This window comes from Pseudomonas sp. S3_A09 (assembly GCF_054668065.1).
In genome coordinates this window covers 2,927,155-2,950,245 of sequence record NZ_CP162752.1, presented here as the reverse complement: position 1 = coordinate 2,950,245, position 23,091 = coordinate 2,927,155, and the positions used below count along the sequence as shown (strand labels likewise).

Annotated in this window: 21 protein-coding genes; 11 read left to right on the top strand and 10 right to left on the bottom strand. The window is 60.3% G+C overall.

Annotation, left to right across the window (positions count from 1 at the left end; translation table 11 throughout):
• Window positions 1–86 precede the first annotated feature (86 nt).
• Entirely contained in the window at window positions 87–2,537 is a 2,451-nt protein-coding gene (locus tag AB4N92_RS13885; RefSeq protein ID WP_460130328.1) for a glycogen/starch/alpha-glucan phosphorylase, read from the bottom strand.
• 238 nt (window positions 2,538–2,775) lie between these two features.
• Between AB4N92_RS13885 and AB4N92_RS13880 the strand changes: the two genes are divergently transcribed.
• Entirely contained in the window at window positions 2,776–3,210 is a 435-nt protein-coding gene (locus AB4N92_RS13880) for a YkgJ family cysteine cluster protein (protein ID WP_010213857.1), read from the top strand.
• Between the two features lie 206 nt (window positions 3,211–3,416).
• On the opposite strand, the gene typA is transcribed toward AB4N92_RS13880, so the two are convergent.
• Entirely contained in the window at window positions 3,417–5,237 is a 1,821-nt protein-coding gene (gene typA / locus AB4N92_RS13875; protein ID WP_010213863.1) for a translational GTPase TypA, read from the bottom strand.
• A gap of 139 nt (window positions 5,238–5,376) precedes the next feature.
• Window positions 5,377–6,831: a tRNA uracil 4-sulfurtransferase ThiI gene (thiI, locus tag AB4N92_RS13870; protein ID WP_010213865.1), complete on the bottom strand. Its 1,455-nt coding sequence runs from the start codon at window positions 6,829–6,831 to the stop codon at window positions 5,377–5,379.
• A 334-nt stretch (window positions 6,832–7,165) separates the two neighbouring features.
• Here thiI and glnA point away from each other — a divergent pair, with 334 nt between their 5' ends.
• The 5 genes from glnA (at window position 7,166) to ntrC (ending at window position 12,568) form a co-directional block, all read left to right on the top strand.
• On the top strand, window positions 7,166–8,572 hold the full coding sequence (gene glnA / locus AB4N92_RS13865) for a type I glutamate--ammonia ligase (RefSeq protein WP_010213867.1): 1,407 nt from the start codon (window positions 7,166–7,168) through the stop codon (window positions 8,570–8,572).
• 150 nt (window positions 8,573–8,722) lie between these two features.
• Entirely contained in the window at window positions 8,723–9,259 is a 537-nt protein-coding gene (locus AB4N92_RS13860; RefSeq protein ID WP_021492187.1) for a chorismate mutase, read from the top strand.
• A gap of 77 nt (window positions 9,260–9,336) precedes the next feature.
• Window positions 9,337–9,762 carry a cupin domain-containing protein gene (locus AB4N92_RS13855; protein WP_154847466.1) on the top strand — a complete coding sequence of 142 codons (426 nt, stop codon included), beginning with the start codon at window positions 9,337–9,339 and terminating at the stop codon, window positions 9,760–9,762.
• 287 nt (window positions 9,763–10,049) lie between these two features.
• A complete protein-coding gene (gene glnL, locus AB4N92_RS13850) occupies window positions 10,050–11,135 on the top strand; it encodes a nitrogen regulation protein NR(II) (RefSeq protein ID WP_010213871.1) in 1,086 nt (361 codons plus the stop codon).
• Window positions 11,132–12,568, top strand: coding sequence for a nitrogen regulation protein NR(I) (gene ntrC, locus AB4N92_RS13845; protein WP_003218003.1), 1,437 nt, complete (start codon window positions 11,132–11,134; stop codon window positions 12,566–12,568). Before glnL ends, ntrC begins: the two co-directional genes overlap by 4 nt.
• Before the next feature lie 538 nt (window positions 12,569–13,106).
• On the opposite strand, the gene AB4N92_RS13840 is transcribed toward ntrC, so the two are convergent.
• Complete coding sequence (locus AB4N92_RS13840) at window positions 13,107–13,547, bottom strand: hypothetical protein (RefSeq protein ID WP_021492189.1); 441 nt, start codon at window positions 13,545–13,547, stop codon at window positions 13,107–13,109.
• Between AB4N92_RS13840 and AB4N92_RS13835 the strand changes: the two genes are divergently transcribed.
• Complete coding sequence (locus AB4N92_RS13835; protein WP_010213874.1) at window positions 13,546–14,001, top strand: tRNA (cytidine(34)-2'-O)-methyltransferase; 456 nt, start codon at window positions 13,546–13,548, stop codon at window positions 13,999–14,001. The two genes, AB4N92_RS13840 and AB4N92_RS13835, sit on opposite strands and share 2 nt — an antisense overlap.
• A gap of 119 nt (window positions 14,002–14,120) precedes the next feature.
• On the opposite strand, the gene secB is transcribed toward AB4N92_RS13835, so the two are convergent.
• From secB to AB4N92_RS13820, 3 genes are read right to left on the bottom strand one after another with little or no spacing between them, the layout of a single operon-like run.
• A complete protein-coding gene (secB, locus tag AB4N92_RS13830) occupies window positions 14,121–14,600 on the bottom strand; it encodes a protein-export chaperone SecB (protein WP_010213875.1) in 480 nt (159 codons plus the stop codon).
• A 41-nt stretch (window positions 14,601–14,641) separates the two neighbouring features.
• Window positions 14,642–14,896, bottom strand: a complete 255-nt coding sequence (gene grxC / locus AB4N92_RS13825) for a glutaredoxin 3 (RefSeq protein ID WP_010213876.1) — start codon at window positions 14,894–14,896, stop codon at window positions 14,642–14,644.
• 1 nt (window position 14,897) lies between these two features.
• Window positions 14,898–15,311, bottom strand: coding sequence for a rhodanese-like domain-containing protein (locus tag AB4N92_RS13820; protein ID WP_236267107.1), 414 nt, complete (start codon window positions 15,309–15,311; stop codon window positions 14,898–14,900).
• Window positions 15,312–15,462: 151 nt separating this feature from the next.
• Between AB4N92_RS13820 and gpmI the strand changes: the two genes are divergently transcribed.
• The 4 genes from gpmI to AB4N92_RS13800 all read left to right on the top strand — a co-directional run bounded on the left by gpmI (window position 15,463) and on the right by AB4N92_RS13800 (window position 20,663).
• A complete protein-coding gene (gene gpmI, locus AB4N92_RS13815; protein ID WP_010213878.1) occupies window positions 15,463–16,989 on the top strand; it encodes a 2,3-bisphosphoglycerate-independent phosphoglycerate mutase in 1,527 nt (508 codons plus the stop codon).
• A 256-nt stretch (window positions 16,990–17,245) separates the two neighbouring features.
• A complete protein-coding gene (locus AB4N92_RS13810) occupies window positions 17,246–18,541 on the top strand; it encodes a murein hydrolase activator EnvC family protein (RefSeq protein ID WP_010213881.1) in 1,296 nt (431 codons plus the stop codon).
• A gap of 30 nt (window positions 18,542–18,571) precedes the next feature.
• Window positions 18,572–19,888 (top strand): S41 family peptidase, encoded by a 1,317-nt coding sequence (locus AB4N92_RS13805; protein WP_021492191.1) that lies wholly within the window; start codon window positions 18,572–18,574, stop codon window positions 19,886–19,888.
• A 1-nt stretch (window position 19,889) separates the two neighbouring features.
• Entirely contained in the window at window positions 19,890–20,663 is a 774-nt protein-coding gene (locus AB4N92_RS13800; protein WP_010213884.1) for a divergent polysaccharide deacetylase family protein, read from the top strand.
• A gap of 50 nt (window positions 20,664–20,713) precedes the next feature.
• Here the strand turns inward: AB4N92_RS13800 and AB4N92_RS13795 are convergent, their stop codons facing one another.
• The 3 genes from AB4N92_RS13795 to hisA all read right to left on the bottom strand — a co-directional run bounded on the left by AB4N92_RS13795 (window position 20,714) and on the right by hisA (window position 23,053).
• On the bottom strand, window positions 20,714–21,469 hold the full coding sequence (locus AB4N92_RS13795) for a substrate-binding periplasmic protein (RefSeq protein WP_010213885.1): 756 nt from the start codon (window positions 21,467–21,469) through the stop codon (window positions 20,714–20,716).
• 66 nt (window positions 21,470–21,535) lie between these two features.
• The gene (gene hisF / locus AB4N92_RS13790; RefSeq protein WP_016972251.1) at window positions 21,536–22,306 is read right to left on the bottom strand and encodes an imidazole glycerol phosphate synthase subunit HisF; all 771 of its coding nucleotides are present in this window, start codon (window positions 22,304–22,306) and stop codon (window positions 21,536–21,538) included.
• A gap of 9 nt (window positions 22,307–22,315) precedes the next feature.
• Entirely contained in the window at window positions 22,316–23,053 is a 738-nt protein-coding gene (hisA, locus tag AB4N92_RS13785) for a 1-(5-phosphoribosyl)-5-[(5-phosphoribosylamino)methylideneamino]imidazole-4-carboxamide isomerase (RefSeq protein ID WP_003187784.1), read from the bottom strand.
• Window positions 23,054–23,091: the final 38 nt, after the last annotated feature.

Sequence of the window (23,091 nt, the reverse complement as noted above, 5' to 3'; positions counted from 1 at the left end):
TCGGTGTATCTGTCACACCGAGGTGATGCTATCGCAGGCAAGCCAGCTCCCACACAAGCCCGCGCACATATTCAGGTCAGCCGTGTTCAGTCGAGGGCTTTCCAGATCTCGGTCGCGTACTCCCTGATGGTCCGATCCGAGCTGAACCAACCCATCCGCGCCGTATTCAGCACCGCCGAACGCCACCACGCCTTGGAATCATGCCAATGCGCCTCAACCCGCGCCTGGGCGTCCCAGTACGAATCGAAGTCGGCACACACCAGGAAGCGGTCGTAGTCGATCAGCCCGTCGATCAGCCCCGCGTAGCGGCCCGGATCGTCCGGCGAGAACACCCCGCCACGGATTGCTTGCAGCACGTCATTCAACCGATGAGACGCCGCGATGTCAGCACCTGCATTGAATTCACCAGCGTGCTTGCGGGCTTCCACCTGCTGCGCGCTGAGGCCGAAGATAAACATGTGCTCGGCCCCCACACGCTCGTGCATTTCCACGTTGGCGCCGTCCATCGTGCCGATGGTCAGCGCACCGTTGAGACCGAACTTCATGTTGCTGGTGCCCGAGGCCTCGAAACCGGCGGTGGAAATCTGCTCCGACAAATCCGCCGCCGGAATGATGCTTTCCGCCAGGCTGACGTTGTAGTTGGGCAGGAACACCACCTTGAGCAAACCGCGTACGGTCGGGTCGTTATTGACCGTGCGGGCGATGTCGTTGGTCAACTTGATGATCAACTTGGCCTGGTGATAACTGGCCGCCGCCTTGCCCGAGAAGATTTTCACGCGCGGCACCCAGTCGGTGCCCGGCTCGGCACGGATGGCCTGGTACAGCGCCACGGTGTGCAGCAGGTTGAGCAACTGGCGCTTGTATTCGTGGATACGCTTGACCTGCACGTCGAACATCGCCGCCGGGTTGACCGCAATGCCCAGGCGCTCGTGAATGATGTCCGCCAGCGCGCGCTTACTGTGCAGGCGCTGCTCGGCAAATGCCTTGCGGAACGTCTGTTTTTCGGCAAATGGCTCAAGCTCCACCAACCGCTCTTCGGGCTTGTCGAGAATGTCCGGGCCGAGCGCTTCCACCAGCATGGACGTGAGCTTGGGGTTGGCCTGGTACAACCAGCGACGGAAGGTAATGCCGTTGGTTTTGTTGTTGATGCGTTCCGGGTACAGCTTGTGCAGCTCGGAGAACACCGTGCTGCGCATTAATTGGGTGTGCAGGCCGGACACGCCGTTGACGCTGTGGGAGCCCAGGAATGCCAGGTTGCCCATGCGCACGCGGCGGCCGTTGTCTTCTTCGATCAATGACACCGCGCGCAGTACGTCAAAGTCGTGGATGCCCTTGGCGCGCAGCGAGTCGATGTGCTGGGCGTTGATCAGGTAGATGATCTGCATGTGCCGGGGCAGCATGCGTTCCATCAGGCCGACCGGCCAGGTTTCCAGCGCTTCAGGCAGCAGCGTGTGGTTGGTGTACGACAGGGTTTCAACCGTCACATCCCACGCCGCTTCCCACGGAATGTGGTGCACGTCGACCAATTGACGCATCAGCTCGGCCACGGCGATGGACGGGTGGGTGTCGTTGAGCTGGATCGCGGCGTGTTCGCCCAGGCTCAGCACCGAGCCGTGCATGTTCTTGTGGCGGCGCAGCAGGTCTTGCAGGGAGGCGGCGACAAAGAAGTATTCCTGGCGCAGGCGCAGTTCCTGCCCTGCTTCGGTGCTGTCGGCCGGGTAAAGCACTCGGGAGATGCTTTCGGCGCGTGCCACTTCGGCGACCGCGCCAAGGTGGTCACCGGCGTTGAAGCGCTCCAGGTGCAGGTCTTCCACCGCCCGGGCACGCCACAGCCGCAGCGTGTTGACGCTGGCACCGCGCCAGCCGACAACCGGCGTGTCATAAGCAATGGCGCGCACGGTTTCGTTCGGCGTCCATCGCTGGATCATTTTCCCGGAGGCATCTTCCAGTGTTTCGACGCTGCCACCAAAGCCGATCGGGTACGCCACTTCAGGGCGTTCGAATTCCCATGGGTTGCCGAAGTCCAGCCAGCGCTCGGTCTGCTCCTGCTGCCAGCCATCGACAATCGCCTGGCGAAACAAGCCGTGCTCATAACGGATGCCATACCCATGGCCGGCAATGCCCAGGGTCGACATGCTTTCCATGAAGCACGCCGCCAAGCGACCCAGGCCGCCGTTGCCCAGTGCGGCATCGGGCTCCAGCAGGCGGATGCGCTCAAGGTCGACACCCAGCTCCGAGAGCGCTTCACGAGCGATTTCCAGCACGCCGAGGTTGCTCAGGCTGTCGTAGAGCAAGCGGCCGATGAGGAATTCCAGGGAAAGGTAGTAAACCCGCTTCTGGCCCTTGCGGTAGATGCGCCGGGTGTGGTCCATCCAGTGATCGACCATCTGGTCGCGCGCGGCCAGGGCAATGGCTTCGAACCAGTCGTGGTCGAAGGCGTGATCCGGGTCCTTGCCCACCGCGTAGGTAAGTTTGGTCAAGACGGCATCGCGGAATGCGGCTACCTCTGCTTCTCGTGCAAGTGGTTCCTGAGACATCAATTGCGACCTCGGGCGAGATAGAAGGAGTTGCTAGAGCCTAGACGGTCTGACAGACGGTAGACGCTCTGGTTCGGCACTTTTTTAACGCATTTACCTTTACAGGGTTTTGATGCATTGGCCGTGCCTGCTTTTGATACAAGCGCGCCTTCTGGCCGAAACCCATAAAAAATTGTTCAAAAAATCATCAATCCCGGTATGATCGCGCGCCCGGACACCGCCCCACCTTGGAACCCTGATGAAGCCTCAACTGATCGCCGCCGCGGAACTCGACCGTCTTGAAACGTGGCAGAAATATTCCGCGCATATGTGCGGTGGTTGCGTGTCCAGCTGCTGCACGCTGCCGGTCGAAGTGAAGATCAAGGACCTGATCCGCATTGGTATCGTCGATGAATTCGAGCGCGGCGACCCGCCGAAGAACATCGCCAAGCGCTTGCAGAAGGAAGGCATCGTCGAGCGCTTCAACGCCAAATCCGAGATTTTTACCCTGCAGCGCATGAGCAACAACGATTGCCTGTACCTGGATCGTAAGACGCGCTTCTGCACTATTTATGACAAGCGCCCGGATACCTGCCGCAACCACCCGAAGATCGGTCCACGCCCTGGGTATTGCGCGTACAAGCCGAAGGAAGTGGTGCGCGAGACCAAGTTTCGGACACTCGATAAGTTCTGATCCAAGTTCTTTATTGCCTGGGCTACCGCGTTCGCGAGCAAGCCCGCCCCCACACTTGACCTCATTCATCCTGAAAAAACGCGGTCAAATGTGGGAGCGGGCTTGCTCGCGAAGAGGCCGGCACAATCACTGCACATTTTGCAGGCATAAAAAAAAACGCCCCCGGCCTTTCGACCGGGGGCGTTTTTCATTCAGCCTGAGTTAACTCAGTTCTTGGCTTTCTTGGCAGCGCGGGTACGCTCGCCTTCGTCCAGGATCTTCTTACGCAGGCGGATCGACTTAGGCGTGACTTCGCACAGCTCGTCGTCCTGGATGAATTCCAGGGCCTGTTCCAGGGTGAAGCGAACAGGTGGAACCAGAGCGATGGTTTCGTCTTTACCCGAAGCACGCATGTTGTCGAGCTTCTTGCCTTTGGTTGGGTTGACGCCCATGTCGTTGTCACGGCTGTTCAGACCAACGATCTGACCGTTGTAGATCTCTTGACCGTGTTCAACGAACAGCTTGCCACGCGCCTGGAGGGTTTCCAGGGAGTAGGTCAGTGCCTTGCCGGTTTCTACCGATACCAGAACACCGTTCTGACGGCCGGACATGTCGCCGGACTTCATGGTGTCGTAGCGATCGAAGATCGAGGTCAGGATGCCAGCACCGTTGGTCAGGGTCAGGAACTGGTTACGGAAACCGATCAGACCACGAGCAGGGATGTTGTATTCCAGACGCACACGGCCTTTGCCATCCGGCACCATGTTGGTCAGGTCGCCTTTACGCAGACCCATCTCTTCCATCACCTTGCCCTGGGATTCTTCCGGGGTGTCGATGGTGACGTTTTCGAACGGTTCCTGCTTCACGCCGTCAACCTGACGGATGATCACTTCTGGACGACCAACGCCCATTTCGAAGCCTTCGCGACGCATGGTTTCGATCAGTACCGAGAGGTGCAGCTCACCACGGCCGGAAACCTTGAACTTGTCAGCCGAGTCGCCTTCTTCAACGCGCAGTGCAACGTTGTACAGCAGCTCTTTGTCCAGACGCTCCTTGATGTTACGGGAGGTCACGAACTTGCCTTCTTTACCGCAGAAAGGCGAGTCGTTTACCTGGAAGGTCATGGAAACGGTTGGCTCGTCAACGGTCAGAGGCTTCATCGCCTCGACGGTGTCCGGGTGGCACAGGGTGTCGGAGATGAACAGCGAGTCCATACCGCTGATGCACACGATGTCGCCAGCGGCCGCTTCTTCAACGTCGATGCGGTGCAGACCGTGGTGACCCATCAGCTTCAGGATACGACCGTTGCGCTTCTTGCCGTCGGCGCCGATAGCGACAACCGGGGTGTTCGGCTTGACGCGACCACGGGCGATACGGCCAACGCCGATAACACCCAGGAAGCTGTTGTAGTCCAGAGCGGAGATCTGCATCTGGAACGCGCCGTCACGGTCAACAGCCGGGGCTGGTACGTTGTCGACGATCGACTGGTACAGCGGGGTCATGTCTTCAGCCATGTCGGTGTGGTCCAGACCGGCAATACCGTTCAGGGCCGAGGCGTAGACGACTTTGAAGTCCAGCTGTTCTTCGGTGGCACCCAGGTTGTCGAACAGGTCGAAGATCTGGTCCAGAACCCAGTCCGGACGCGCGCCTGGACGGTCAACCTTGTTGATGCACACGATCGGACGCAGGCCGGCTTCGAACGCCTTCTTGGTCACGAAACGGGTTTGCGGCATAGGGCCGTCTTGAGCGTCAACCAGCAGCAGAACGGAGTCAACCATCGACATTACGCGTTCTACTTCGCCGCCGAAGTCGGCGTGGCCCGGGGTATCCACGATGTTGATGTGGTAGCCGTTCCAGTTGATAGCGGTGTTTTTAGCCAGGATGGTAATACCGCGCTCTTTTTCCTGGTCGTTGGAGTCCATCACGCGCTCGTCGTTGAGCTCGTTGCGCTCCAGGGTGCCGGATTGACGCAGGAGTTTGTCTACCAGGGTGGTTTTACCATGGTCAACGTGAGCAATGATGGCGATGTTACGTAGATTTTCGATCACTTGTGTATCTCGATCAGAGGATTCGGTGTGCTGACAGGTCGTGGCAGCGATTAACAGTAGAGTCAGGCCTTGCCGTTACAGCTTGACGGCAGAGTCGGGGGGCCGGTGACGCAGGCCACAGGCAAACAGCCCCGGGCTCTTAGCTCGGTCGATAAACGCGCACATTGGCATGTCCCTCACTGAGCAAATGGTGGGCATGCAGGCGACTCATCACGCCTTTGTCGCAATACAGCAGGTACTGACGGCTGTTATCCAGTTCCTTGAAACGCGCATTCAATGCATAGAACGGCAGCGTTTGTACGTCGATGCCGGCGATTTCCAGCGGCTCATCCTCAGCGGCATCCGGGTGACGGATGTCGATGACGATCTGGCCGGCCAGGGCTTCGCTGACTTCTTCGATCTTGATGTCCTGGCCCAATTCGTCGATCACGCGATCGATCGGGACCAGCTTGGCGTTCTCGAGCGCACGCTCCAGAATCGCCATGTCGAATTCTTTCTCCTCATGCTCCACGCGATGGCGCTTGGCGTGGGTCTTGGGGTTCACCGAAATGACCCCGCAGTACTCGGGCATGTGCTTGGCAAAGTCGGCGGTGCCGATCTGCTCTGCCAGGTCGATGATGTCCTGCTTGTGGCTGGCGATCAGCGGGCGCAAGACCAGCTTCTCGGTGACGCAATCGATGATCGACAGGTTCGGCAGCGTTTGGCTGGAGACCTGGGAGATCGCCTCACCGGTTACCAGTGCATCGATCTGCAACTTGTCGGCGATTCGCGAGGCCGCGCGCAACATCATACGCTTCAATACCACGCCCATATGACCGTTATCGACTTTACCGAGAATTTCGCCCAGCACTTCCTCGAACGGTACGCTCACAAATAGCACGCGTTGGGAGCTGCCGTACTTCTTCCAGATAAAATGCGCGACTTCCATCACGCCCAATTCGTGTGCACGTCCGCCCAGGTTAAAGAAGCAGAAGTGGCTCATCAGGCCGCGGCGCATGATCTGGTAGGCCGCCACCGTGGAATCGAAACCGCCGGACATCAGCACCAGGGTCTGTTCCAGGGCGCCCAGCGGGTAGCCGCCGATGCTGTTGTGCTGGCTGTGGATCACAAACAACCGTTGGTCGCGAATTTCCATGCGCACTTCAATTTGCGGCGCTTTCAGGGAAATTCCGGATGCGCCGCACTCGCGACGCAGCTTGCTGCCGACGTATTTCTCGACGTCCATGGAGCTGAAGGTGTGCTTGCCGGCACGCTTGCAGCGCACCGAAAAGATCTTGCCTTCAAGCTCACTGCCGTAGTGCTGTTTGCACTTCTCGGTGATGTCATCGAAGTCGCCCAGCGGGTACTCATCCACCTGCAGGAAATGCGCGATGCCCGGCATGCAGCTCAGGCGCTCGGTCATGTCCTTCAAGGCTTTGGGCTCGGTGACACGGGTTTCCAGCTCGAGGTTGTCCCACACGCCGTTCACCACCACAGCCGGGTCCAGATCGCGGAGCACGGCACGGATGTTCTTGGCCAACTGACGGATGAAACGCGTCCGTACCGGTCGGCTTTTGATGGTGATCTCGGGGAAGACTTTAACGATTAATTTCATGGAAACAGCGCGCGCCGGGCCTGCTGAAAAAGGGGGGCGCGGATTATAGCGGAAATCGCTCAAGGTTTAACCAGTTAATATGCATCGCACGTATCACGCACTAAATAGGTGCATTTGTGCGCCTTTGCGCTACATTGCGGTGCGCCATTTTTGGTCTTTTGTCGTAATGCACCTTTATAGGGTCGTTTTTTGAGCAGAAAACCCATGTTGGCGCACTGGCATGCAATTTGCTCTCTTGTGAGGCAGGTTGCCATGGCGGACTATCCGCGCCGGCATCACCCACATTCTAAGGGCTAACTCCACTACCCCAGCCCGAAGCCACCCGGAGGACACTATGTCGAAGTCGGTTCAACTCATCAAAGATCATGACGTTAAATGGATTGATCTGCGCTTCACGGACACCAAAGGCACTCAGCACCACGTGACCATGCCGGCTCGCGACGCGCTGGATGAAGCTTTCTTCGAAGAAGGCAAAATGTTCGACGGTTCCTCCATCGCTGGCTGGAAAGGCATCGAAGCCTCCGACATGATCCTGATGCCGGACGACAGCACTGCCGTACTCGACCCGTTCACCGAAGAGCCGACCCTGATCCTGGTCTGCGACGTGATCGAGCCTTCGACCATGCAAGGCTACGACCGCGACCCACGTGCGATCGCCAAGCGTGCCGAGGAATACCTGAAGTCGACCGGTATCGGTGACACTGTATTCGTAGGCCCAGAGCCAGAATTCTTCATCTTCGACCAAGTGAAGTTCAAGTCCGACATCTCCGGCTCCATGTTCAAGATCTACTCCGAACAAGGCTCCTGGATGTCCGATCAAGACGTGGAAGGCGGCAACCATGGCCACCGTCCAGGCATCAAAGGTGGCTACTTCCCAGTTCCGCCGTTCGACCACGACCACGAAATCCGTACCTCCATGTGCAACGCCATGGAAGACATGGGCCTGACCATCGAAGTGCACCACCACGAAGTGGCCACTGCCGGCCAGAACGAAATCGGTGTGAAGTTCAACACCCTGGTGGCCAAGGCTGACGAAGTACAGACCCTGAAGTACTGCGTACACAACACTGCCGTTGCCTACGGCCGTACCGCTACCTTCATGCCTAAGCCTCTGTACGGCGATAACGGTTCGGGTATGCACGTTCACCTGTCCATCGCCAAAGAGGGCAAGAACACCTTCGCTGGCGAAGGTTATGCCGGCCTGTCCGACACTGCCCTGTATTTCATCGGCGGTATCATCAAGCACGGTAAGGCCTTGAACGGCTTCACCAACCCGTCGACCAACTCCTACAAGCGTCTGGTCCCAGGTTTCGAAGCACCGGTAATGCTGGCCTACTCGGCGCGCAACCGTTCCGCTTCGATCCGTATTCCATACGTGTCCAGCCCTCGCGCTCGCCGTATCGAAGCACGCTTCCCGGATCCAGCAGCCAACCCGTACCTGGCCTTCGCTGCCCTGGTAATGGCTGGCCTGGACGGTATCCAGAACAAGATCCACCCTGGCGACGCCGCCGACAAAAACTTGTACGACCTGCCGCCTGAAGAGGCCAAAGAGATCCCACAAGTGTGCGGCAGCCTGAAAGAAGCCCTGGAAGAGCTGGACAAGGGCCGTGCGTTCCTGACCAAAGGCGGCGTGTTCAGCGACGACTTCATCGACGCTTACATCGGCCTGAAGAGCGAAGAAGAAATCAAGGTTCGCACCTTCGTACACCCACTGGAATACGAGCTGTACTACAGCTGCTGATCCGGTAGCGCTGCTTAATGTAGCGTGATGAAAAAAGACCTCCTTCGGGAGGTCTTTTTTTTGGCCCGCGATTGCGCCGCATCGAGCACCTGTTGTATTGACTGATACTCCGCCATCGCGGGCAAGCCCCGCTCCCACAGGAGATCATCCTTGAAACGTCGACTTGTGTTCGCTCTGTTGTTCGTCAGTGCCAGTGCGAGTGCTGCGCCGCCCACTCTGGAGCCGCTGCTCAACAGCATTGCCGAACGCCTGGAGATCGCCGACCAGGTAGCCCTGAGCAAATGGGACAGCAAAAAGCCCGTGGAAGATAAAAAGCGCGAACAAGAGGTGATCGCCAGCGTTAGCGCCCAGGCACCGACCTACAAGCTGGACGCGGCCGCCGCCGAGCAGTTTTTTTCGGCGCAGATCGAGGCCAACAAGCTGGTGCAATACACCCACCTTTCCGACTGGCAGTTCCAAGGCAAGGCGCCGGACGACCCACGCCCGGACCTGATCAAACAGATACGCCCGCAGCTGGATGAACTGCAAAAACGCCTGCTGCAGCAGCTGGCCGACTTTACCCCGCAGCGCACCGACCCGCAGTGCCCACAGTGGCTGGCCGAAGCCGTGCATGAGCCGCTGAACGATCCACTGCGGCAACTGGCGATGATCCGTGCCACGGCCGAGCTGTGCGTTCGACCTACTTGATTTGAGGAACCGTCCTGCATCTTCACCTGGGCCGACAGCCATAGCCTGAGCGTTCACTGACCGAATAGGATGGAACCATGGACACCCTCAAGTGCTTGACTGCAGCAGCGACAGTTTTGTCGTTGCTGGGCTGCGGCACGCAGGCAAAAGATGCGGCGCAGATCGAGAAAGAGGTCTTGCTTGAACGTAGCGAGTCTTGGGACGGCACGCCCTACAAAGCCTACCCGTCCGGCACGCCGCAGCTCACGCTGATACGCCTGAAGATCCCGGCACGCACGCAACTGCCTTGGCACACCCACCCGATGCCGAACGCTGCCTACATCGTTTCAGGGGAGTTGACCGTTGACACCCGCGCAAGCGGCGCCTCGCGGACCTTGAGGCAAGGGCAAACCCTGGCCGAGATGATGGGCACCGAACATCGCGGCATTACCGGAAGCACACCCGTTGAGCTTCTGGTCTTTTATGCGGGCACTCCAGGCATGCCACTGTCAGAGCAACGCTGACCGTCCCGAACCGTTTTCACCCCGCATTGAAAACGGTCCGCCCAGCACTTCCTGAACAACCTTCACAAAACCGCACTATATTGGTGCGATAGGCTGCACCCTACCCACCTGCCCAGCCCATTTTGGTTCGAAACTTCCCGAGCAAGCTGGCAGAACGCCACAGTTTCGCGCCTAAAACCCCCATTTCAGGGCTTGCACGCTTCTTTTCGGAGCCTTGGTTTGGTTTTTGCATTTTCCTTGTATCAGCGTGTGCCTCAAGCCCGCGCGTTGCTCCAAAAGAGGTCCTGATGACCATCAGCGATGCACTGCACCGTTTGCTACTCGACAACCTGACCACCGCGACCATCCTACTCAACGACGACTTGCGTCTTGAGTACATGAACCCGGCGGCGGAGATGCTCCTGGCCATCAGCGGCCAGCGCAGCCATGGGCAGTTCATCAGCGAATTGTTCACCGAGTCAGCCGAAGCCTTGAGCTCATTGCGCCAGGCCGTGGAGCAGGCACACCCCTTCACCAAGCGCGAAGCGATGCTCACGGCCCTGACCGGCCAGACCCTGACCGTCGACTACGCCGTGACCCCGATCCTCAGCAACGGCGCCACCCTGCTGCTGCTGGAAGTGCACCCGCGCGACCGCCTGCTGCGCATCACCAAGGAAGAAGCGCAGCTGTCCAAGCAGGAGACCAGCAAGATGCTGGTGCGCGGCCTGGCCCATGAGATCAAGAATCCGCTGGGCGGTATCCGTGGCGCAGCGCAACTGCTGGCCCGCGAGCTGCCGGACGATAACCTCAAGGACTACACCAACGTCATCATCGAAGAGGCCGACCGCCTGCGTAACCTGGTGGACCGCATGCTCGGCTCCAACAAGCTGCCGTCGCTGGCGATGACCAACGTGCACGAAGTGCTGGAGCGTGTCTGTCAGCTGGTTGAGGCCGAAAGCCAGGGCTGCATCACCTTGGTGCGCGACTATGACCCAAGCATTCCCGACGTTTTGATCGACCGCGAACAGATGATTCAGGCGGTGCTCAATATCGTACGTAACGCCATGCAGGCCATCAGCAGCCAGAACGAGCTGCGCCTGGGCCGCATCAGCCTGCGCACCCGCGCCCTGCGTCAGTTCACAATTGGCCATGTGCGCCATCGCCTGGTGACCAAGGTCGAGATCATCGACAACGGCCCGGGGATTCCTGCGGAACTGCAGGAAACCATTTTCTTTCCCATGGTCAGTGGCCGCCCGGACGGTACCGGGCTGGGCCTGGCCATTACCCAGAACATCATCAGCCAGCACCAGGGTCTGATCGAGTGTGAGAGCCATCCTGGCCACACCACGTTCTCGATCTTTCTGCCACTGGAACAAGGAGCCCCATCGACATGAGCCGTAGTGAAACTGTCTGGATCGTCGATGACGACCGTTCTATCCGCTGGGTCCTCGAGAAAGCCTTGCAACAGGAAGGCATGACCACCCAGAGCTTCGACAGCGCCGACGGTGTAATGAGCCGCCTGGCGCGCCAGCAGCCCGACGTGATCATCTCGGACATCCGCATGCCCGGCGCCAGTGGCCTGGACCTGCTGGCGCGGATTCGCGAGCAGCACCCGCGCTTGCCGGTGATCATCATGACGGCGCACTCGGACCTGGACAGCGCTGTCGCGTCCTATCAGGGCGGCGCCTTTGAATACCTGCCCAAGCCGTTCGACGTGGACGAAGCGGTGGCATTGGTCAAACGCGCCAACCAGCACGCCCAGGAACAACAGAACCAGGAAGCTCCACCCGCCCTGACCCGCACCCCGGAAATCATCGGCGAAGCGCCGGCGATGCAGGAAGTGTTTCGCGCCATCGGGCGCTTGAGCCATTCCAACATCACCGTGCTGATCAACGGCGAGTCGGGGACCGGTAAAGAGCTGGTCGCCCATGCCCTGCACCGTCACAGCCCACGCGCAGCCTCGCCGTTCATTGCGTTGAACATGGCGGCGATTCCAAAGGATTTGATGGAATCCGAGCTGTTCGGCCACGAAAAAGGCGCATTCACTGGCGCAGCCAACCTGCGTCGCGGGCGCTTTGAACAGGCTGACGGCGGCACGCTGTTCCTCGATGAAATCGGCGATATGCCGGCCGACACCCAGACCCGCCTGCTGCGCGTGCTGGCGGACGGTGAGTTCTATCGGGTGGGCGGACACACACCGGTCAAGGTCGACGTACGCATCATCGCGGCGACCCACCAGAACCTGGAAACCCTGGTGCACGCGGGCAAATTCCGTGAGGACTTGTTCCACCGCCTCAACGTGATCCGCATCCATATCCCGCGCATGTCGGACCGTCGCGAAGACATCCCGACCCTGGCCCGCCACTTCCTCAGCCGCGCCGCTCAGGAGCTGGCCGTCGAGCCGAAGCTGCTGAAAAGCGAGACCGAGGAATACCTGAAGAACCTGCCGTGGCCCGGCAACGTGCGTCAGTTGGAGAACACCTGCCGCTGGATCACGGTGATGGCCTCCGGACGCGAAGTGCACATCAGCGACCTGCCTCCGGAGCTGTTGAGCCTTCCGCAGGATTCCGCGCCGGTGACCAACTGGGAACAAGCGCTGCGCCAATGGGCCGACCAGGCCCTGGCGCGCGGCCAGTCGAACCTGCTGGACAGCGCCGTGCCGGCGTTCGAGCGCATCATGATCGAGACCGCCCTCAAGCACACCGCCGGTCGCCGCCGCGATGCCGCCGTGTTGCTGGGTTGGGGCCGCAATACCCTGACGCGCAAGATCAAGGAGTTGGGGATGAAGGTGGATGGTGGGGATGATGATGAGGGTGATGAGGGCTAACCCCCCTCTTAAATCCACCGGACATCTAATGTGGGAGCGGGCTTGCTCGCGAAGGCAGTGTGTCATTCGACATATTCGGTGACTGACACTCCGCCTTCGCGAGCAAGCCCGCTCCCACATTTGGATCTTCACACTGTTCCAGACCGTGCACCGCTTCAATGCACCATGAACCGGCATCGGGCATGAATCTAACGCATCAAGCCTCAGGCTCGTTGATGACAATCTGAATACCAAAAACACCAAAGCCCCGTATTCCGGGGCTTTGCGCTTTTTTTAGGATTTTTTTGGCACAACGTCGCCACTCTGGCACGCGCCCTGCAATAACCCTTGTACTACCCAGTTTCGGGGACCTTGGTACAGGCAGGCCGAGAATCCCCTCTTTACACCCGGGGTGCTTGACGCGAGCAGCGTCGCGCTCCACACCGCTTTGGGGAACCTCGGTACAGGCAGGCCGGGGATTCCCTCTTTAACACCGAAGCTTTGCAAGCTTCACCCTGTTTTGGGAGCCCTGGTACAGGCAGGCCGGGAACTCCCTCTTTTATTGCTCTTGGAGATGGATCTCCAGCCGCCAGCGGCCGTCAGCCTCCTCCCCTTTCCATTCCCCGCGCAACGGCCGAGCCGCCACCAGGTTCAGCAGCAGGCCGCCATCGGTCTTGCGCACGCGCCAGTTCACATCCTTGTCATTGACCTTGAGCTGCCCACCGGCGGCCTGGCCCTGTGCGTCGAACAGCAGCGCCACGGTGCCGTCGATATGCTCGCCGTGCAGCTTGGGTTCGCTGTTGAACCACACCACCACGCCGTCCGCCGCGGTCTCGACCTGCTGCAGTTCGACCGGGTCCGGTGTGGTCAGGCGACCGATCATCAGGCCCACCATCATGCCAACAATCGCCAATGAGCCCATGACCCGAGGCATAAGCTTCGGTCTTGGGTCCTCTTCAGGGGTAGAATGCAGCGCATCTTTGCCTTCGGAGCCGTGCATGTTTCACGTCATCCTTTTTCAACCAGAAATTCCGCCGAATACCGGCAACGTTATCAGGCTGTGCGCCAACAGTGGCTGCCACCTGCATTTGATCGAGCCCCTGGGCTTCGACATGGACGACAAGCGCCTGCGCCGTGCCGGGCTCGACTACCACGAGTACGCCACGCTCAAGCGCCACGCCGACCTGGCCAGTTGCCTGGAAAGCCTGGGGCATCCGCGACTGTTCGCGTTCACCACCAAGGGCTCGCAACCGTTCCACGATGTCAGCTTTGCCGAAGGTGACGCCTTCCTGTTCGGTCCGGAAAGCCGTGGCCTGCCGGCCGAGGTACTCGACGCCCTGCCCGATGGCCATCGCCTGCGCTTGCCGATGCGCGAGGGGTGCCGCAGCTTGAACCTGTCCAACACCGTGGCCGTCGCGGTTTACGAAGGCTGGCGCCAGCTCGGTTTCAAGTAACACCGTAAAACAAGTGTGGGAGGGGGCTTGCCCCCGATGACGGAGTGCCAGTCGACATCTATGTGACTGACACTCCGCTATCGGGGGCAAGCCCCCTCCCACATTTTTACCGCATCGACTTATTGAACGGTCGACGAACCTTCCTGTTGCATGCGCTGCAGCTCTTGAGCGTACAGGGCATCGAAGTTCACCGGAGCCAGCATCAGCGCAGGGAACGAGCCACGGGTGACCAGGCTGTCCAGGGTCTCACGGGCATACGGGAACAGGATGTTCGGGCAGAACGCGCCCAAGGTGTGGCTCATGGACGCTTCGTCCAGGCCCTGGATCAGGAAGATACCGGCCTGTTGCACTTCAGCGATGAAGGCCACTTCTTCGCCGTTCTTGACGGTCACGGACAGGGTCAGCACGACTTCGTGGAAGTCGCCTTCCAGGGCCTTCTGGCGAGTGTTCAGGTCCAGTGCAACGCTTGGGGTCCATTCCTGGCGGAAGATGGCCGGGCTTTTCGGCGCTTCGAACGACAGGTCACGCACGTAGATGCGCTGCAGCGAAAACTGTGGCGCTTGGGCTTCTGCAGCTTCGGTGTTCTGTTGGTCAGTCATCGCAGATCCTTGTGATCTTGGGGTCTTTTAGGGTTTAGGCATCAGACGAGCAGCAGCGCATCGAGTTTACCCGCGCGCTCCAGGGCGAACAGGTCATCGCAACCACCGATATGCTTGGCGCCGATCCAGATCTGCGGCACGGACGTGCGCCCCGCCTTCTGGGCCATTTCGGCGCGCACCTGGGGTTTGCCGTCGACCTTGATTTCTTCGAAGGCAACGCCCTTTTTCTCCAGCAGAGCCTTGGCCCGCATGCAGTAAGGGCACCAATCGCTGGAATACACGACAACCTGGCTCATATCACTTCACCAGCGGCAGGTTATCGGCGCGCCAGCTGCTGATGCCACCGGACAGCTTGGCGGCGGTGAAACCGGTCTTGAGCATTTCGCGGGCGTGGGTGCCGGCGTGCTGGCCTTGGGCGTCGACCAGGATGATGGTCTTGGCCTTGTGCTTTTCCAACTCGACCAGGCGCGCGATCAGCTTGTCCTGCGGAATGTTCAGGGCACCGACGATGTGGCCGGTGGCAAAATCCTTGGCCGGGCGGATGTCCACGACAACGGCCTCATCCTTGTTGACCAGTGCGGTCAGCTCCGCCGTGCTCAGGCTGCGGCCACCGCGGCTCAATTCGTGAGCGATCAGCAGCGCCAGCAGGATGACGAAGGCACCCACGAGCAGGTAGTGGGCAGTGGCAAATGCAATCAGGTGATCAACCATCAAGGAGGTTCCAGGGCGTTAAAATGGCGGTAAGTATACACAGCCGTCAGGGGGGGCCAACCCCCGTAAAGCGGTGACGTGGTCGGAACTTCGCTTTAAACTGCCACTCCCTTTTCAATTGTCTTCCTTTATTACCGCCGCGAGAGGATCTATGACTACTACGCCTAAACCTTTGGTCCTGATAATTCTCGATGGCTTCGGACACAGTGAAAGCCACCACGACAACGCGGTATACGCGGCCAAGAAGCCTGTACTCGACCGCCTGACCGCCAGCGTACCCAACGGCCTCATCTCTGGTTCAGGTATGGACGTAGGCTTGCCGGACGGTCAGATGGGCAACTCGGAAGTCGGCCACATGAACCTCGGCGCCGGACGAGTGGTATACCAGGACTTCACCCGTGTGACCAAAGCGATCCGCGATGGTGAGTTCTTCGAGAACCCGACCATCTGCGCCGCGGTAGATAAAGCAGTGGCTGCCGGCAAGGCCGTGCACTTCATGGGCCTGCTGTCCGATGGCGGCGTCCACAGCCACCAGGACCACCTGGTCGCCATGGCCGAACTGGCCTTTAAGCGCGGCGCCGACAAGATTTACCTGCACGCTTTCCTCGACGGCCGGGACACCCCGCCGAAAAGCGCGCAATCCTCCATCGAACTGCTCGACACCACCTTCGCCGCCCTCGGCAAAGGCCGTATCGCCAGTTTGGTCGGCCGTTACTTCGCCATGGACCGCGACAACCGTTGGGACCGCGTCTCCCAGGCCTACAACCTGATCGTCGACGGCCAGGCCGAATTCCACGCCGCCACCGCCCAGGAAGGCCTGGAGGCCGCCTACGCCCGTGGCGAGAGCGACGAATTCGTCAAGGCCACCACCATCGGCGAGCCGGTGAAGGTAGAAGACGGCGACGCGGTGGTGTTCATGAACTTCCGTGCCGACCGCGCCCGCGAGCTGAGCCGCGTGTTTGTCGAAGACGGTTTCAAGGAATTCGAGCGTGCCCGCCAGCCCAAAGTGCAGTACGTGGGCCTGACCCAATACGCCGCCAGCATCCCGGCCCCCGCGGCCTTTGCTCCGGGCAGCCTGGACAACGTGCTGGGCGACTACCTGGCAAAAAACGGCAAGACCCAGCTGCGCATTGCCGAAACCGAGAAATACGCCCACGTGACCTTCTTCTTCTCCGGCGGTCGTGAAGAGCCGTTCCCAGGCGAAGAACGCATTCTGATCCCATCGCCAAAGGTTGCGACCTACGACCTGCAGCCGGAAATGAGCGCGCCGGAAGTCACCGACAAGATCGTCGACGCCATCGAACACCAGCGTTACGACGTGATCGTGGTCAACTACGCCAACGGCGACATGGTCGGCCATAGCGGTAACCTGGAAGCCGCGACCAAGGCCGTGGAATGCCTGGACCTTTGCGTCGGTCGCATCGTCGATGCCCTGGAGAAAGTCGGCGGCGAAGCACTGATCACGGCCGACCACGGCAACTGCGAACAGATGTCCGATGAATCCACCGGCCAGGCCCACACAGCCCACACGACTGAGCCAGTGCCGTTTATCTATGTCGGCAAGCGTGATTTGAAAGTGCGCGAAGGCGGCGTGCTGGCAGATGTGGCGCCGACCATGCTGATGCTGATGGGGCTGGAGAAGCCGGTGGAGATGACCGGGACTTCGATTCTGGTCTGATCCCAGCCTCACCGAAAAATAATGTGGGAGGGGGCTTGCCCCCGATTACGGTAGATCGGCTGAAACATAGGTGGCTGATACACCGCTATCGGGGGCAAGCCCCCTCCCACATTGGATCTTCTGTGTTTGGTAGATATCTTTTCGCCATTCCAGCGCCACTCGGCACATAACTTGCCCCCAGCCCGAATTGGGCGTTTTTTTTGCCGCGCTTGGCGGGCATACTAGAGCGTCCCTTTCCCTGGTGTCGCCCGCCTCTATGCTTCGCGCCTTGATTACCCTCGCTCTTGTCTGCCTGCTCCAACCGGCGTTTGCCGATGAGCGCGCACAAACCCAACAACAGTTGGACGCTACGCGTCAGGACATTACCGAGCTGAAAAAACTGCTCGGCAAGCTCCAGGAAGAAAAATCCGGCGTGCAGAAAGATCTGCGCGGCACGGAAACCGAGATGGGCAAGCTGGAGAAGCAGGTCCAGGAGTTACAAAAAGAACTAAAGAAGAGCGAGTCGGAACTGGAGCGACTCGACGCTGAGAAAAAAAAACTCCAGAGCGCACGCGTTGAACAGCAACGCTTGATCGCGATCCAGGCTCGTGCCGCCTATCAGAATGGCCGCCAGGAATACCTCAAGCTGCTGCTCAACCAGCAGAACCCGGAAAAATTCGCGCGCACCCTGACCTACTACGACTACCTGAGCAAGGCTCGCCTGGAGCAATTGAAAAGCTTCAACGAGACCTTGCGCCAGTTGGTCAACGTCGAACAGGAAATCGCTAACCAGCAGTCGCAGCTTGAGGACCAGAAAAGCAGCCTCAACGCTCAGCGCGACGAGCTGGACAAGGTTCGCAAAGAGCGCCAGCTGGCCCTGGCCAAGCTGAATGACGACGTGAAGGCCCGCGACGCCAAGCTGCAAGCCCGCGAGCAGGACCAGGCCGACTTGGCCAAAGTCCTCAAAACGATTGAAGAAACCCTGGCCCGCCAGGCACGTGAGGCCGAAGAAGCGCGGCAAAAAGCGCTGATCGCCCAGCAGGAAGCCGAAAAAAAGCGCCAGCGTGAGGCCGAGCTGGCTGCCACCTCGGACGCCCCGGCACCGCGTAAACCGGCGCGTGCAGCGCCTGGCCCGCTGGTTTCCAGCGCCGGCGAATCCTTCGGCGGCCCTTTTGCTTCAGCGCGCGGCAAACTTCCATGGCCCGTTGATGGTCGATTACTGGCACGCTTCGGTGAAACCCGTGGCGATGACACCCGCGCGAAGTGGGATGGCGTGATGATCAGCGCCTCCGCTGGCAGCCAGGTGCACGCCGTCCACGGTGGGCGCGTGGTGTTTGCCGATTGGCTGCGGGGTGCCGGTTTGTTGGTGATTCTTGACCACGGTAATGGCTATTTGAGTCTTTACGGCCACAATCAGACTTTACTCAAGTCGGCAGGTGATGTTGTAAAAGCCGGTGAATCCATTTCCACTGTCGGTAACAGTGGTGGCCAGGACACCCCGGCGCTGTACTTCGCTATTCGTCAGCAGGGCCGCCCGAGCGACCCTGCACAATGGTGCCGTTCCCAAGGATAGGGCTGCATCTACATTAGGAGTTCGTTCGACATGCTGCATTTGTCCCGCCTCACTTCGCTGGCCCTGACGATCGCCCTGGTGATCGGCGCGCCCCTGGCTTTCGCCGACCAGGCCGCTCCGGCTGCACCCGCCGCCACGGCCGCGACCACCAAGGCGCCGTTGCCGCTGGATGAGCTGCGCACGTTCGCCGAGGTCATGGACCGCATCAAGGCAGCCTATGTCGAACCCGTAGACGACAAGACCCTGCTGGAAAATGCCATCAAGGGCATGCTCAGCAACCTCGATCCGCACTCCGCCTACCTGGGCCCGGAAGATTTCGCCGAGCTGCAGGAAAGCACCAGCGGTGAATTCGGCGGCCTGGGCATTGAAGTCGGCTCCGAAGACGGCAACATCAAGGTGGTCTCGCCGATCGATGACACCCCGGCGTCCAAGGCAGGCATCCAGGCTGGCGACTTTATCGTCAAGATCAATGGTCAGCCGACCCGTGGCCAGACCATGACCGAAGCCGTCGACAAGATGCGCGGCAAGATCGGCCAGAAAATCACCCTGACCCTGGTACGCGACGGCGGCAACCCGTTCGACGTGACGCTGACCCGCGCGACCATTGTGGTCAAGAGCGTGAAGAGTCAGCTGTTGGAGTCGGGCTACGGCTACATCCGCATCACCCAGTTCCAGGTCAAGACCGGCGACGAAGTGGCCAAGGCCCTGGCCAAGCTGCGCAAGGACAACGGCAAAAAACTCAACGGTATCGTGCTCGACCTGCGTAATAACCCAGGCGGCGTGCTGCAGTCGGCGGTGGAAGTGGTCGACCACTTCATCACCAAAGGCCTGATCGTCTACACCAAGGGCCGTATCGCCAACTCCGAGCTGCGCTTCTCGGCCACCGGCAACGATCTCAGCGAAAACGTGCCACTGGCCGTGCTGATCAACGGCGGCAGCGCCTCGGCCTCGGAGATCGTCGCCGGCGCGCTGCAAGACCAGAAGCGCGGCGTGCTGATGGGCACCACCAGCTTCGGCAAAGGCTCGGTGCAAACCGTATTGCCGCTGAACAACGAGCGGGCGCTGAAGATCACCACTGCGCTGTACTACACACCGAATGGCCGCTCGATCCAGGCCCAGGGCATCGTGCCGGACATCGAGGTGCGCAAGGCCAAGATCACCAACGAGATCGACAGCGAGTACTACAAAGAGGCTGACCTGCAAGGTCACTTGGGCAATGGCAACGGCGGCGCTGACCAGCCAACCGACAGCAGCAAGAAAGCCAAACCGATGCCGCAGGACGACGATTACCAGCTGGCCCAGGCGCTGAGCCTGCTCAAGGGCCTGAGCATCACCCGCAGCCGTTGATATGCGTTTTGCCCTGATCATTGCTGTGCTGTGCAGCCTGGCAGGCGTCGCCCACGCGACACCTGCCGGTGAGCCGCACAAAGCCTACCTGACCCTCATCATCGACGACCTCGGGCAAAACCTGCCCCGCGATCGTCGCGTGCTGGCCCTGCCTGGGCCGGTCACCACGGCGATCATGCCCGACACGCCCCACGCCGCCGAATTCGCCCGCGAAGCGCACAAGGCCGGCAAGATCGTGATCCTGCACATGCCCATGGACCCGGCTACCGGACCGTTTGCCTGGCACCCCGAGTTGTCCATCGAAGAACTCGGCAAGCGCCTGGACGCCGCGTTCCAGGCCGTGCCCTACACCGCCGGTATCAACAACCACATGGGCAGCCGCATGACTGCCCAGCCGGCCGCCATGGCCTGGTTGATGGCCGAGCTGCAACGGCGCAACAAGTTCTTTGTCGACAGCCGCACCAGTGCGCAAACCGTGGCGGCCGCCGAGGCGCAGAAGATTGGCCTGGCCCATGTGTCGCGGGATGTGTTTCTGGATGACGAGCGCACTGAAGCGGCGATCACCACGCAATTGCAGACGGCAATCAAGCTGGCGCACAAGCAGGGTTCAGTGGTGATGATCGGCCACCCTTACCCACAAACCCTGGCGGTGTTGGAGCGCGAATTGCCCAAGCTCAAGGCCCAGGGCGTCGACTGGATCAATATCAAGTTGATGATTAGCGTGCGCAGCAACCAGGCCATGGCCGGGCACGGCAAGGATGGCATTTACCGCTGACGATCCGTTGTAGGCGCCGACTTGCCAGCGCCTACAGGGAATTCGTCCGGTTACAGATAGTTCGCCATGATCTCGTCGACGACGCCATCTTTTCGCAGTTGGTCCAGCGCGGCCTGAAGCTTGGCTACCAGCTCATCCGGCACGTCCTTGTTCAGTGCAAGGTAGAGCTGGGCGCTGTTAAAGCGCAGGACCGTCTTGAGCCCCGTCACGCCGACTTGGCGCGCCAGGTAACGTCCGGCAGGATCGCCGGTGGCCCACAGATCGATCTGGCCATCCATCAGTTTCTGCGCGTTGTCCTGGTCCCGCAGCACGACTATCGGCTTTAAACCCTGTTTTTCCAGGGACTCGGCAATCGCATCACCCTTGTAGGCACCGATCCTGTAGGGGCGGGCGTGCTCAAGGTGGGCCAGTTGGATTTTGCTGTCAGCCTTGGCCAGCAGCACCCAATCGTCGGGGCCAATGGGGCCGACCCATTTGAACAGCGCTTCACGGTCCGGCAGCCGGGCCATCACGAACACACCATAACCAGGTTTTTCCAGGGCGAGCTTGTAGATGCGTTCCCAAGGAAATCGCAGGGTGAGGTTGTAGGCAATACCGGCGCGCTTGAAGGTCTCGCGCACGATGTCCACGGCAATGCCTTCGATGTTCTCTTCCTTGGCGAAGTTCTTGCCGTTTTTCGCCATGTTGTAGGGCGGGAAGTTTTCCGTCAGCAGCACCAGGGAGGCGTCGGACGGTTCTTCGGCGCGGGCCGAACCTGCCAACAGGAGGGACGTACTGGCGAAGGCGAGCAGCAGGTGCTTGAACATGTAAGTTACCGGAATCCATGGCAAGCGCAGAGAGTGCCGCGCACTTGCCATGGTGTCCAGCAGCATTCAGCGAACGACGATACCGCGCGCCGCCATGTAGGCCTTGGCCTCAGGAACGGTGTACTCGCCAAAGTGAAAAATACTCGCCGCCAGCACCGCGCTGGCGTGGCCTTCGGTCACACCGTCGGCCAGGTGCTGCAGGTTGCCGACGCCGCCGGAAGCAATCACCGGAATGCCCAGCGCATCGCTGATGGCGCGGGTCACGCCCAGGTCGAAGCCGTTTTTCATGCCGTCCTGGTCCATGCTGGTCAGCAGGATTTCACCGGCGCCCAGACCTTCCATCTTCATTGCCCACTCCACCGCGTCCAGGCCGGTGGGCTTGCGCCCGCCATGGGTGAAGATCTCCCAGCGCGGGGTTTCACCCGGGCCGGAGACTTTCTTGGCGTCGATGGCAACGACGATGCATTGCGAGCCGAAATGCTGCGCCGCTTCGCCGACAAACTCCGGGTTGAACACGGCTGCGGTGTTGATCGAAACCTTGTCCGCGCCGGCATTGAGCAGGTTGCGGATGTCTTGCACGGTACGCACGCCGCCGCCCACGGTCAGGGGGATGAAGACCTGGCTGGCCATGCGCTCGACGGTATGCAGCGTGGTGTCGCGGCCATCGACGCTGGCGGTGATGTCGAGAAAGGTAATCTCGTCGGCACCTTGCTCATCGTAGCGACGAGCGATTTCCACCGGGTCGCCGGCGTCGCGGATGTTCTCGAACTTGACGCCCTTGACCACGCGACCGTTGTCGACGTCCAGGCAAGGGATGATGCGTTTGGCCAGCGCCATGGTCAGTCCTCAGCCGTTGTAGGCGTCGCAGTAAGCCTGGGCTTCGGCGACGTCCAGGGTACCTTCGTAGATCGCACGGCCGGTGATGGCGCCGATGATGCCGGGCGCCTTGGCGTCCAACAGCGACTTGATGTCGCCCAGGTTGTGGATGCCGCCAGAAGCGATCACCGGGATCTTGGTCGCAGCCGCCAGCGCGGCGGTGAAGGGTACGTTGCAGCCCTGCATCATGCCGTCTTTGGCGATGTCGGTATAAACGATGGCGGACACGCCGTCGGCTTCGAACTGCTTGGCCAGGTCGATCACCTGCACGGTGCTGATTTCAGCCCAGCCGTCGGTGGCGACGAAGCCGTCTTTGGCATCCAGACCCACGATCACTTTGCCGGGGAACGCGCGGCAGGCTTCGGCGACGAACGCCGGGTCTTTCACGGCCTTGGTGCCGATGATCACGTAGCTCACGCCGGCTTTAACGTAATGCTCGATGGTTTCCAGGGAGCGGATACCGCCGCCGATCTGGATCGGCAGGTTCGGATAGCGCTTGGCAATGGCGGTAACCACTTCGCCGTTGACCGGCTGGCCCTCGAAGGCGCCGTTCAAGTCCACCAGATGCAGACGACGGCAGCCCCCTTCTACCCATTTGGCAGCCATGCTCACCGGGTCATCGGAGAACACAGTGGAATCTTCCATGCGGCCTTGGCGCAGACGTACGCAGGCGCCGTCCTTGAGATCGATAGCGGGGATAATCAGCATCTGGCAAACCTTATTCGATATTCAGCAATGCTTGGGAA